Raw genomic sequence first — 11,953 nt, 5'->3', positions numbered from 1 at the left:
AAGTCGAATCAAACATTACATACTTAACAGGTTTTAAAAACTTATCTCCACCTTTATATAAAGTAAAATAATCACTAGATTTTGCTTGTCCGCTTATTAGATTAATTGTTAGAAATACTAACAGGCAAATATTTTTTTTCATCCTGTTTATAAATTATGTCTATTACGAACATACAAATAAAAAACATTAAGAAAAAAGAAATAACCTATGGCAAACAAAATTCAACACTTATAATGTGATATTTATATCACTTCAATAAATGACTAACAGCAATAAACATATATTAACATAGTATTATAAATTCAAAAAAAACAACATCTTCATTGGATCAATTCTACAGAACTAACCATTAGAATAGACCACAAAAAAACGCATCCGCCTAAGCGGATGCGTTTTCAATATAAACTAAAATTGCGTTCTAAATTATCCTTTCAAACTTGCTGCTAAATACTCACGGTTCATACGTGCAATATTCTCAAGTGAAATTCCTTTTGGACATTCGATTTCACAAGCTCCTGTATTTGTACAGTTACCAAAACCTTCTAAATCCATTTGGTGAACCATGTTTAATACACGGTCAACCGCCTCAACTTTACCTTGCGGTAATAAAGCATATTGAGATACTTTTGCAGAAACGAACAACATTGCTGAAGAGTTTTTACAAGTTGCAACACAAGCTCCACAACCAATACACGCTGCAGCATCAAATGATTTATCTGCGTCGTGTTTGTTAATTGGAATTGTATTTGCGTCAATAGTATTTCCTGAAGTATTTACAGAAATAAATCCTCCTGCGTGTTGAATTCTGTCAAAAGAACTTCTGTCAACAACTAAATCTTTAATTACTGGAAAAGCTTTTGCTCTAAATGGCTCGATAAAAATTGTATCGCCATCTTTAAACATACGCATGTGTAACTGACAAGTTGTAACACCTCTGTCTGGTCCGTGCGCTTCTCCGTTGATGAATAAAGAACACATTCCACAAATTCCCTCACGACAATCGTGATCAAATGCAACTGGCTCATCTCCTTTGTTGATTAATTGTTCGTTAAGAACATCAAGCATTTCAAGGAAAGACATATCTGGTTCGATTCCATCAATAGGATATTCTACAATCCCTCCTTTATCTTGGGCGTTTTTTTGACGCCATATTTTTAATGTAAGTTTCATTTTGTATAAGTTTTAAGTAATATGAAATAAGTATCAAGACTTTTTCAAATACTATTTATAGCTTCTTTGAACTAATTTAATGTTTTCGTAATTAAGAGCTTCTTTGTGTAATACTGCATCACTTGGTTTTCCTTTGTATTCCCAAGCTGCAACATATGCAAAGTTCTCATCGTCACGAAGTGCTTCTCCTTCTTCTGTTTGGTATTCCTCACGGAAGTGACCACCACAAGATTCGTTACGGTGTAAAGCATCTTTCGCGAACAACTCTCCTAATTCTAAGAAATCGGCAACACGAGTTGCTTTTTCTAATTCTTGATTAAATTCGTTAGCGCTTCCTGGAACTTTTACATCTTTATAAAACTCTTCACGTAAAGCAGCAATTTCTTCGATAGCTTCAGTTAAACCTTTAGCATTACGAGCCATACCTACTTTATCCCACATGATTTTTCCTAATTTCTTGTGGAAATAATCTACAGAATGTTTACCGTTGTTATTGATGAATTTGTTAATTTGATCTACAACTGCTTTCTCAGCTTCAACGAATTCTGGTAAGTCTGTAGAAATTTCTCCCATTTTAATATCCGGAGCTAAATAATCTCCAATAGTATATGGCAATACGAAATATCCATCAGCTAAACCTTGCATTAAAGCAGAAGCTCCAAGTCTGTTTGCTCCGTGATCAGAGAAGTTAGATTCTCCAATTGAGAAACATCCAGGAATTGTAGTCATTAAGTTATAATCAACCCAAGTTCCACCCATTGTGTAGTGAACCGCTGGGTAAATCATCATTGGCGTTGTGTAAGGATCCTCGTCAACGATTTTGTAGTACATCTGGAATAAGTTTCCGTATTTACTTTTCACGATTGCAGCTCCTAATTTAGTTACCAAAGCAGCATCTTTATCATCTAATCCTTTTACGTAAGCATCTTCAGTTCCGTAACGCTTAATTGCTGCTGCGAAATCTAAGTAAACAGCTTCTCCAGTTTTGTTAACTCCAAAACCAGCATCACATCTTTCTTTAGCTGCACGAGACGCAACGTCACGAGGAACTAAGTTACCAAAAGCAGGATATCTTCTTTCTAAGAAATAATCTCTTTCAGCTTCAGATAAATCTGTTGCTTTTTTCTTTCCTTCACGAATTGCCTGAGCATCTTCTAATTTTGCAGGAACCCAAATACGACCGTCATTACGTAACGATTCAGACATCAAAGTCAGTTTTGACTGGTGATCTCCTGAAACCGGAATACATGTTGGGTGAATTTGTGTGTAACAAGGATTTGCGAAAAACGCTCCTTTTTTATGTATTTTCCAAGCTGCTGTTGCGTTACTTCCCATAGCATTTGTTGAAAGGAAAAATACGTTTCCGTATCCTCCAGAACCAATTACTACCGCGTGAGCAGAATGTCTTTCGATTTCTCCAGTGATTAAGTTACGAGCGATAATACCTCTCGCTTTTCCGTTCACGATTACAATGTCTAACATTTCGTGACGGTTGTACATTTTTACTTTACCACGACCAATTTGACGGTTCATTGCAGAATAAGCTCCTAACAATAATTGCTGTCCAGTTTGTCCTTGTGCATAAAATGTACGAGAAACCAAAGTTCCTCCAAAAGAACGGTTATCTAAAAGTCCGCCATATTCACGAGCCAATGGCACCCCTTGAGCCACACATTGGTCAATAATATTTGCCGAAACTTCAGCCAAACGGTGAACGTTTGCCTCACGTGCACGGTAATCACCACCTTTTACAGTATCATAGAACAATCTGTAAACTGAGTCACCGTCACCTTTATAGTTTTTTGCCGCGTTGATACCTCCTTGTGCTGCAATAGAGTGCGCACGACGAGGTGAATCTTGAAAACAAAATGCTTTTACGTTATATCCTAACTCAGCCAAAGTAGCTGCTGCAGAACCTCCAGCCAAACCTGTACCAACAACGATAATATCTAAATTACGTTTGTTAGCAGGGTTTACTAAATTAATATGATCTTTATAATTTGTCCATTTGTCCGCTATAGGACCATTTGGAATTTTTGAATCTAATGCCATTATAATTGATATTAATTATTGAAATGATGAAATAATGCGATAATTACGAAAAGTGCCGGTACTATTACAGCAAACCAATAACCTACTTTACTTAAAAATCTAGAATACTTATTGTGCATCCCAACTGATTGAAGAGATGAACTGAATCCGTGCCAAAGGTGAAACCCTAGCAATACAAACGCGATACAGTACAATCCTGTACGAATTGGGTCATGAAATTTATGCACCAATTCTCCATAATATCTTGTAGCATCTGGAGCTGTTCCTGCAATATACTTGTAGGTTACTTCTGGAAACCAAAAATCATAAAAATGCAATACTAAGAAAGCTAAAATAACCGCTCCAGAAATAATCATATTTCTTGAAGTCCAAGAAGCATTTGCTGCTCCATTGTATTTTGCATACGCAATTGGTCTTGCTGCCTTATTTTGCGCGGTTAAAATAAATCCCATTACAAAATGGAAAATTACCCCGATCGCCAAAACTGGCTGCATTACATATTGAATCAGCGGATTGTATCCCATAAAGTGAGAAGCCTCGTTGAAAACGTCTTCACTAATAATAGAAATAAAATTTAAGGAAACATGCAGCGCTAAAAACGTGATTAAGAATATTCCCGAAAGAGCCATAGCTACTTTCTTTAAGATGGAAGCATTCAATAGTGCAGATTGTGCCATAAGTGTTTAAGTAGTTTGTTTTAAAAAATTATACAAAAATAACTCAAATACAAAAGAACTACAACCATTTCGTTCTTATTTATAATGATTTTAAAATAGAGCCTGAGTACGTATTTTTACGTACAAAAAAGAAGCTGCTAAAAAATAATTCCCTATAGAAGATTCCAAAAACCTACTCACAAAGGCTTAAACCCAAAAATCACTTCTACGTATATTGTCAAAAATTTATGATATTGATATTTTATTTAAAGTTTTAATCTGTTTTCTTCAAAAGTGCAGCTGGAGCTAAATTTAATCAATCTAAAAAATTGCCATTCCGTAACATAATTTTACCTTTATCGGCTTCAAAAAAAATGAGAATGAAAACAGGAATTGACGCTATTTCTTTTGATGTAGCAAACATACACTTACCCATAAAAACTTTGGCAACTGCCAGAAATATTGAACCAGAAAAATTAGAAAAAGGTCTTGGATTACTTAAAATGACTTTCCCAGACGTTCATCAAGATGCGGTTGTGTTTGGCGCAAATGCTTTAACCAAACTTATTACCGACAATACTATTGATCTAAAAGAAATCAGCCGAATTTATGTTGGTACCGAAAGCGGAATCGACAGTTCAAAACCAATTGCCTCTTATTTAATTAATTTAATGGAGCAAAAATTTGGCGAAGATACCTTAGCCGAATGTGATGTAGTCGATTTTACTTTTGCTTGTATCGGCGCTGTTGATGCCTTGCAAAACTGTCTTGACTTTGTAAAATTAAATCCAGCAAAAAAAGCAATTGTAGTAGCAGCTGATTTTGCAAAATACGATTTAAATTCAGGCGGAGAATATACACAAGGAGCTGGAGCTGTTGCAATGTTAATTACTGCAGATCCAAAAATTATTGCTTTTGATGACAATTGGGCAACAAGTACAAAAGGTGTTTTTGATTTCTTCAAACCGTACAGAACTATCTCTAAAAACGAAATCACAAAAAACACAAACAACGATTCTTGGTTTGATAATTTAGAAGCAGAAATCGAAATCCATAAAGATCAGCCTGTTTTCGACGGACAATATTCAAATCAATGTTATATGGATCGTACGCGAAATGCTTACTTTTCATTCAAAAAATTAAAAAACACTACCGAAACATTATATAACACTTGGCATAGCATCGTAATGCATTTGCCGTATTCTTTCCAGGGAAGAAGAATGTTATCTGAAATTTATGCTTTAGACAGCGCTGAAAAAATTATTGCCGATGATATTGCACCAGCAGATTATCAGACAAAAATTAAAGAAGTGGCAAAATCTGAAGATTACAGAAGCTTTGTGACTGATAAATTACAACCTGCCGAATTGGCTTCTTCATTAATTGGAAACCTTTACACAGGTTCCATTTTCATGGGATTATTATCGACTTTGGCTCATTTTTATGATACTAATGCAGCAATTTCAGGAACTAAATTCGGTTTCCTAGCTTATGGAAGCGGATCGAAATCTAAAGTTTTTGAAGGAACAATTCAACCAGAATGGAAATCTGTTCTAGAAAATGTAAACCTTTTTGAAAATTTAGCCGAAAGTGTAGAAATTGATTTCAATACTTATGAAAGCCTTCACAAAAAAGAACAAAAACAAAGTGTTAGAACTCCAAAAAACGAATGGGTTTTAGATCGAATTGAAAAAGAGATTCCAGTTTTGATTGGGGCGAGATATTATAAATGGATTGATTAATTAAATTTCAATAAATAGAAAACCGAAGCAAATTGCTTCGGTTTTTTGTTTTATATCCATACAGTTTGTCATTTCGACTGAAAGGAGAAATCACACAAGAAACTCCACAAAGATTGGCGATTTTGCATGTCGAATTACTTGTGTGATTTCTCCTTTCAGTCGAAATGACAAGATCGTGTACAAAAACCTTTGTCAAAGTTTAAAACTTTGACAAAGGTCACGACAAATAGAAAGCATTCTCTAATTATCTCATTGACATATTCTCTAATTAGAAAAATCAATCCTTTTTATCCTGTTGTTCTGTCTGAACAAAACTTCCGTTAATGGAACGATCTTCGGCATTCATTCCGTTTGACATTCCGAGCATAAAAGCGGTTATTATAATTATAAATTTTCTTTTTATCCAATGAAGAACTGGTCGCTTAGATTGCTCCAAGCGAGATTTTTTATTTTGTTTATACATTTTGAAAATGATAAATGATTAGACATTATTGTATCATCTTATGCTTTGAGATTGCATAAAGCCTCAGAAATAAATTTTCTTAAGCGTTGTATAAACTTTTACCGAAATGATTTGAAATGATTATTTCATTTATAAAAACAGACTGATTTATAAATGACGTTAGTTTTTGATGAAGCAGATTTTGCAATTTCAGCAGTTTCTTAATTTGAAAAGTAAAAACATTTTCGGTTTCAAGAAAATTCAAAACAATTGAAAATCTTGTTTTACAACAAGAAGCAGCTTGTCCAAATTTATATAAACGAGAACTTTTAAGATTTAATTCCCTTCTTAAAACTACAAAGGAAGATTCGTAATATTCTGCCGATTTAGATTGAGAATACAAAATACCATCGCTCGCAATCACGACAAAAGCCAGAAAGAGTGCGATTAGATATTTTATATGTTTTTTCAATTTTCGGTTTTAAAATTATTGTTGTAGTTCCTTTTTCATTTGTTCTGCTAAAGGCTTAAATCTTTGGTTGCCCATTAAATATGAATTAGCTTCTGCTAACCAACTATTGAAATTTTTAATGTCTTTTTTAATGTAATAAGCTTGCAAGATATTATAAGCATTTTCAGAATTATAAGTCTTATCTGGGCATTCTTTAAAAACTTTACGACAAAGATTTTCAGCATCTTGCAGATTGCCGTTTTTTGTCTCTGCGTAAATTAACTCCTTATTTGTATAAGCATCAAGAGGTTCTTTTTTTATCGCAATTTTCAAAATATCAACAGCTTTTTGATACTGTTTAAGACAATTATAAGAAAACGCTAACTCTACTCGAAGACCTTTGTATTCAGGGTTAATTTTTTGAGCCTTTTCTAGGTATCCCAAAGCCTTTTCGCATTCATTCCAACCATTGTACATAAAACCCCATCGATAAAGTCTTTCTACAGAGCCTTCGCCTGTTTTGTAGTTTTTAAGCCAATCTGGCTCTTTTGGAATTTGTAATTCTGCATATTTAGATTCAGGAATAAATGCTACTAATGTATTATTTGGCTGTAATCTATATTTCATAGAACTTGTCTTTTCTCTTTTATTTGGCAGAAACATTCCTCTTTCATCAACCTTAAAACTTCCTTCGTAGTCAAAAGTTAATCCAGCTTGAGCGTCTATATAAATAAATCCAAAATTATAAGAACCAGTACTGTCCGAAGGAAATACTACCCATCTATCTTCACTTTGAACAAACTTTTTATCAAATTGAAGTGTGCTCTGTGCAGAAATATTGAATACAAAAAGTAAAACTAGTAAGGTAAAAATCTTATTCATATTTAAATTTGATTGGCTCAAAATTATAAAATCCATTCAAATATATAGATTTCCTTTCACTTTTTTAATATCATTCTTACAAAGCAGCAAACCCAATCCTAAAACAAAAACCAAACAACTCAAAAACATACAAATTCCATTTTTCAACACAAAAAAGGAAAACCCAATAGCAGCCGAAGCAAAAACAACCATCAAAGATTTAATCGTATCCGTTTTAACAAAAGCAAAAGCATGTACTGCTAAACCAATAAAAAGCAAAGATGGTCCAACGACAACAAAAGGATACAAAATACTTGGAGAATTACTAATTTGATTGCTTAATGCCGCTTTTGCAGTTTCGTCATTACCAAAGCTTGACATGATAAAATCGATGGTGCAAAGTCCGATATGCGCAATAACACCCAAACTTGTCAGCACAGAAGCCGCTGAATTTAATCTGTTTTTAGGAAAGGCATCATTAAACGACAATAACAAACAAGCTCCAATTAAATTAAACCAATGAGCAAAATCAATTGGTTTTTGAAAATTGGGTAAAATTTTAGAAAAGAATAAATAACTAATCAGGAAAAATAATAATCCGAGAAGGCAAAGATGTTTTGTTTTCATAATTTATTTTTTAAATTGATGAAGCAAAACTAAAATGAAAAACTAGCTTAATGCCCATTTTTATTGACTTAGGTACAAAACATATTGTTTTTGGTACGAAATTACAAAGCCAAAAGTGTCTCTTTATAATTTTTAGAAACAGGAAGTTCTATTTGAGTCAGAATAATTGTATTTGAGTTCCTCCAAGATTTAAAATGAGACGGATTTATTAAATGCGAACGATGTATTTGCATTAAAAAACTAAAATCTTTTTGAATGTTTTTGAGTGAACTTCGCAATAGTTTTGAAGTTAGTTTTCCATTTTCTATATAAAAAACTTCAACATAATTCTGTGCGTTTGATACGCAAACCAGATCTGTTCTCTGGATTTTTAAAATGTCTAATTTATTTTCTCCCTTAAATGTCAGAACATCATCTTTTACGGGAATTAATTTTATCAAATATCTTCTTGCCAGAATAATTACTGGAGTCAAAATCAACGCTACTTTTATAAATATTATCGAAAAGAATTCGTAAAAACTATATCCTCCATTTAAAATTGGGCTTTTATAATATGTATAAACCCCAAATAAATAAACCAAATAGAAGAAAATGACACTTGCCATTTCTAAACCGACATTCCACTTAGTTATTCTTTCGTAAAAGCTTTTTTGAACAATCGTTAAAAGACTGTAACACAAAAACGCTATAATACTAAAACCAAAACTAATTAAAAACCAAGCTTTAAAATTTATAGTGCCATCATCAAAAGGTTTTATGATAAAAGCAAAAACAAAAAGCCATAACGCAATAAACAAACCAACTAGAAAATTATGTTTTATGGAAATGTTTAGCTGTTTCACTTGAATTAAATTTACAGTTTCATTTCCATAATAGGCATGAAACGATTTTTTATAGAAGTTTCGAATTCTCCAATTTTTACAAATCCCATTTTAGCATAAAAATCCTCAGCATTTGGTTCTGAATCGAGTATTATTCTTTCTGCTTTTTGGTCTTTAATTCGGTTTAAAAAATCAAGTACTAAATATTTACCCAATCCTTTACCAATATATTCTGGCAAGATAAATAAATTATCAAGCTCAATTTCTTTTTCATCTCTAAAAAAATAGGAATAATAGCCAATAATTAAATTATTAACTGTCAATTTATACACATTATGCTCCTTAATATAATCCAGAGAAATCGTTAAGTTTTTATCCCATTCCTGAATTTGCTCTGCCGAATATCCCCAATAGGCTTTGGATTTTTTGGTTATTGAAGTTAGGATTTCATTGTCGGTTATATTGGCTTTTTCTATTTTCATTCGTTTGAAAATTAGTTTTTATTCCTCTTTAAAATTTAACCGCAAAGTCCGCAAAAGAATTTTCATCAAAAGTTATACTGAATAAGCGCTAAGGTCGCAAAGCTTTAAACACAAAACCTTGCGAGCCTTGTGTAAACCTTGGCGAACTTTGCGGTTAAAAAATATTCCTCTTACTTATAAATCGTAAACATATTATGACTCAAATTAAATCCGAGATTCTCATAAACTGCAACATTCTCTACTCGTCTTTTATTGGTCGTTACCTCGATACTTTTTAAATTATGCTGCTCTGCAAAATTCTTGATTTCATTTATTAACAAACGTCCAACGCCTTTACCTCTATGTTTTTGATGAATAAAAAATTCCTGAATTTCACCCACTAATCCGCAATGATGTAAAAGATTTTGGGTATGAAAACTAATAAATCCTAGACCTTCACTTTCGTTTTCGGCAATTAGATATACATTTCTTGGATTAGAAATATTCTCATAGAATATACTTTCGAAAACATCGAAATCTAAAATTTCACTTTCCAGTTCGCAGATTGCTTTGTAAACAAAATCTAGATCTTGTTTTTCTATTTTTCTGATATTAATATGTAACACTATAATTTATTTTACCGTTTTACAAGTATTCATTCAAACCAATGCGCTCAAACTTCGGTTTGTATTTTTGAACATATTTATTCCAATCCTCTTGATTTTTATAAACCGAAAAAGCGTAATCAACTGTTTCTTTACTGAAATGATTTCCAAAAATGTTATCCAAATATTCAATTCCTGAATCGATTACTTGCTTTAAAACCTGTAATTTATCAATTCCGTTTTGCTTGCACGCTTTATCCAACCACAATCCTTTTCCAATTTTTACATATTCTGCTAGAAGATTCTCTGTAATAAATCGAGAAGGAACATCGTTGATATCAGGTTCATGTTTTCCGTTTTTGAAAACTAATAATATCAAGTCTTCAGAAAAGTATTCTTCCGGAATCAATCGCAGTATTGTACCATTTTCAGCCGCTTTAAAAGAAAGTTCTTTTGTTATAAACTGATCCGGAATTACTTGAATTGCAAAACCATCTTTACTCACTAATTTCTCGCAAAGTTTGTATGTTATTAAATCCTGATTGATAAATGGCAAAGCATGAAATGTAATATTCAATGCCAGATTACAAAGTTCTTCGGTTTTAAATTGTTTTGGAACCAGTTTAAGATCTCTATAATTTGCCAAAACACGATCCCGCCAATATTCATAAGTTTTCGCTGGCGGATTATTTTGTTTTAAAACCAATTCACCTCTTGCCAAATCTCGTTCTAACTCTTCAAAAGTTTCAATTAACGGATTATCCAATAACTTTCGAAGTTCATTCGAGATAATTTCATCGCCGGTTTCATCATCATATTCACATTGATTTTTTGGATCGACATCATCTGCTCTGTCATTATAATAAAAGAGATTGTTTTTTCTTTCTCCAAATGTTGTATTATGATCATTAACAATAAAAACTGGAGAATCAATTAGACCTGTACAGTTAAAACTACCATGATTATAATAAGTCATAACCACTTCTTTTGTTTCAATATTTCCTTTTATTTCAACATTGGCTCCGCCTAATAACAGACTTTGACAAACAACATTACCGTTTATAAAAACATAAGGTCCGTAATCGCCTTCGGCATTAATAATTGAACCGATTACAGAGAAATTTCCATTTATCAAAACACCTTCAATTCTTATTTCTTGAGTCTTTTTTACTGGAAGATTTAACAAGTTGGCAAGCCATTTTTTCTCTTTATCTTCATAAAGATCCAAGTAAAAATTTCCTTCAAAATTTACATCTTCTTCTGCGGTAAGAAAAAAATCTTCGTCTTCCCATTCATCAAAATAATCGAACTTTTCATCTTCAATTAGAAAAGGATATTTGGTTTTGATTTCGGCTATTGTAATTAATTTAAGATTAGAAGTCTGCATTTTATCTTATTAATAGAAGTTTTGTTTCTTTGGTTTTTATTCTTTTTCTACAGCAATACTAACTCTCTGCTTTTTATTCAATTTACGAATCCAATACGCGATATAAAATCCTCCTATAATTCCTGGAATAAACCAGCCATAAAAACTTGAAAAGAATTCGTTTACTACTACAAAAGCTGTTACAGCGCAAATATATCCGCCAATCATTTTACCTAAATGCAGTTTTAACCAATCCTTTGTTAATTTATCCGTTTTATTAAACAGCACTAAATCTCTCATTGAAAAACTCAAACCTACAATTCCAAAAACAATTAGAACTATATTGATTTTTTGATTTACCAAAGGATTATACAAAATCATCAAAATGGCTGTAATAACCATAATCCACGAAATTATTTTATCTGTTTTTAGATTATAATTTTTAGTTTTAAATCTCAAAGCTCTGTAACCTGTTAGAATAAAATAAGAACTGAAAACTCCTATTGAAAATAAAAAAGGATTTTCATGTCTTGGCAAAACAGAAATTATTAACGCGGTAAACGCTGACAAAAGCATGGAAAAATAAAATAGTTTCCCCGATTTTTCATGGATTATTTTTCCTTTTTCTACAATTAAAGAAACAAAACCTGAAAGCAATGCAATGCCGCCAAATAGTGCGTGACAAAAAATCAGCATTT

General features: G+C 32.3%; 13 protein-coding genes. 1 reads left to right on the top strand and 12 read right to left on the bottom strand.

From position 1 onward, the window contains the following. Positions 1-424 precede the first annotated feature (424 nt). Genes BOW55_RS06020 through BOW55_RS06010 form a run of 3 tightly spaced genes read right to left on the bottom strand, consistent with a single transcriptional unit; the run spans position 425 to position 3,900 of the window. The gene (locus BOW55_RS06020) at positions 425-1,171 is read right to left on the bottom strand and encodes a succinate dehydrogenase/fumarate reductase iron-sulfur subunit (protein WP_129023402.1); all 747 of its coding nucleotides are present in this window, start codon (positions 1,169-1,171) and stop codon (positions 425-427) included. 51 nt (positions 1,172-1,222) lie between these two features. Beyond that, the gene (locus BOW55_RS06015) at positions 1,223-3,223 is read right to left on the bottom strand and encodes a fumarate reductase/succinate dehydrogenase flavoprotein subunit (protein WP_129023401.1); all 2,001 of its coding nucleotides are present in this window, start codon (positions 3,221-3,223) and stop codon (positions 1,223-1,225) included. A gap of 11 nt (positions 3,224-3,234) precedes the next feature. After that, positions 3,235-3,900, bottom strand: a complete 666-nt coding sequence (locus BOW55_RS06010) for a succinate dehydrogenase cytochrome b subunit (protein ID WP_089054676.1) — start codon at positions 3,898-3,900, stop codon at positions 3,235-3,237. Positions 3,901-4,259: 359 nt separating this feature from the next. On the opposite strand from BOW55_RS06010, the gene BOW55_RS06005 reads away from it, so the two are divergent. After that, positions 4,260-5,621, top strand: coding sequence for a hydroxymethylglutaryl-CoA synthase family protein (locus BOW55_RS06005; protein WP_129023400.1), 1,362 nt, complete (start codon positions 4,260-4,262; stop codon positions 5,619-5,621). Between the two features lie 277 nt (positions 5,622-5,898). Here BOW55_RS06005 and BOW55_RS06000 read toward each other — a convergent pair whose 3' ends face one another. The 9 genes from BOW55_RS06000 to BOW55_RS05960 form a co-directional block, all read right to left on the bottom strand. Continuing rightward, positions 5,899-6,084, bottom strand: coding sequence for a hypothetical protein (locus BOW55_RS06000; RefSeq protein WP_129023399.1), 186 nt, complete (start codon positions 6,082-6,084; stop codon positions 5,899-5,901). Between the two features lie 79 nt (positions 6,085-6,163). Continuing rightward, positions 6,164-6,535, bottom strand: coding sequence for a hypothetical protein (locus BOW55_RS05995; protein WP_129023398.1), 372 nt, complete (start codon positions 6,533-6,535; stop codon positions 6,164-6,166). 15 nt (positions 6,536-6,550) lie between these two features. Next, positions 6,551-7,396: a lipopolysaccharide assembly protein LapB gene (locus tag BOW55_RS05990; protein ID WP_129023397.1), complete on the bottom strand. Its 846-nt coding sequence runs from the start codon at positions 7,394-7,396 to the stop codon at positions 6,551-6,553. Between the two features lie 36 nt (positions 7,397-7,432). After that, positions 7,433-8,002, bottom strand: coding sequence for a hypothetical protein (locus tag BOW55_RS05985; protein WP_129023396.1), 570 nt, complete (start codon positions 8,000-8,002; stop codon positions 7,433-7,435). 101 nt (positions 8,003-8,103) lie between these two features. Next, the gene (locus BOW55_RS05980; protein ID WP_129023395.1) at positions 8,104-8,844 is read right to left on the bottom strand and encodes a LytTR family DNA-binding domain-containing protein; all 741 of its coding nucleotides are present in this window, start codon (positions 8,842-8,844) and stop codon (positions 8,104-8,106) included. An 11-nt stretch (positions 8,845-8,855) separates the two neighbouring features. After that, the gene (locus BOW55_RS05975; RefSeq protein WP_129023394.1) at positions 8,856-9,305 is read right to left on the bottom strand and encodes a GNAT family N-acetyltransferase; all 450 of its coding nucleotides are present in this window, start codon (positions 9,303-9,305) and stop codon (positions 8,856-8,858) included. 170 nt (positions 9,306-9,475) lie between these two features. Then, positions 9,476-9,910, bottom strand: coding sequence for a GNAT family N-acetyltransferase (locus tag BOW55_RS05970; protein WP_241686491.1), 435 nt, complete (start codon positions 9,908-9,910; stop codon positions 9,476-9,478). A gap of 19 nt (positions 9,911-9,929) precedes the next feature. Beyond that, positions 9,930-11,276, bottom strand: a complete 1,347-nt coding sequence (locus BOW55_RS05965; protein WP_129023392.1) for a polymer-forming cytoskeletal protein — start codon at positions 11,274-11,276, stop codon at positions 9,930-9,932. 36 nt (positions 11,277-11,312) lie between these two features. Beyond that, entirely contained in the window at positions 11,313-11,951 is a 639-nt protein-coding gene (locus BOW55_RS05960) for a DUF2306 domain-containing protein (protein ID WP_241686490.1), read from the bottom strand. Between the last annotated feature and the right edge of the window lie 2 nt (positions 11,952-11,953).

The sequence above is a fragment of the Flavobacterium sp. YO12 genome, assembly GCF_004119495.1.
Classification (GTDB): domain Bacteria; phylum Bacteroidota; class Bacteroidia; order Flavobacteriales; family Flavobacteriaceae; genus Flavobacterium.
This window is presented reverse-complemented; position numbering and strand designations above follow the sequence as displayed.

Bases quoted from the DNA above. Each gene is read 5' to 3' on its own strand.
- BOW55_RS06000 (WP_129023399.1), bottom strand. From the start codon at position 6,084: ATGTATAAACAAAATAAAAAATCTCGCTTGGAGCAATCTAAGCGACCA.
- BOW55_RS05975 (WP_129023394.1), bottom strand. From the start codon at position 9,305: ATGAAAATAGAAAAAGCCAATATAACCGACAATGAAATCCTAACTTCA.
- BOW55_RS05990 (WP_129023397.1), bottom strand. From the start codon at position 7,396: ATGAATAAGATTTTTACCTTACTAGTTTTACTTTTTGTATTCAATATT.
- BOW55_RS06020 (WP_129023402.1), bottom strand. From the start codon at position 1,171: ATGAAACTTACATTAAAAATATGGCGTCAAAAAAACGCCCAAGATAAA.
- BOW55_RS05965 (WP_129023392.1), bottom strand. From the start codon at position 11,276: ATGCAGACTTCTAATCTTAAATTAATTACAATAGCCGAAATCAAAACC.
- BOW55_RS05985 (WP_129023396.1), bottom strand. From the start codon at position 8,002: ATGAAAACAAAACATCTTTGCCTTCTCGGATTATTATTTTTCCTGATT.
- BOW55_RS06015 (WP_129023401.1), bottom strand. From the start codon at position 3,223: ATGGCATTAGATTCAAAAATTCCAAATGGTCCTATAGCGGACAAATGG.
- BOW55_RS06005 (WP_129023400.1), top strand. From the start codon at position 4,260: ATGAAAACAGGAATTGACGCTATTTCTTTTGATGTAGCAAACATACAC.
- BOW55_RS05960 (WP_241686490.1), bottom strand. From the start codon at position 11,951: ATGCTGATTTTTTGTCACGCACTATTTGGCGGCATTGCATTGCTTTCA.
- BOW55_RS06010 (WP_089054676.1), bottom strand. From the start codon at position 3,900: ATGGCACAATCTGCACTATTGAATGCTTCCATCTTAAAGAAAGTAGCT.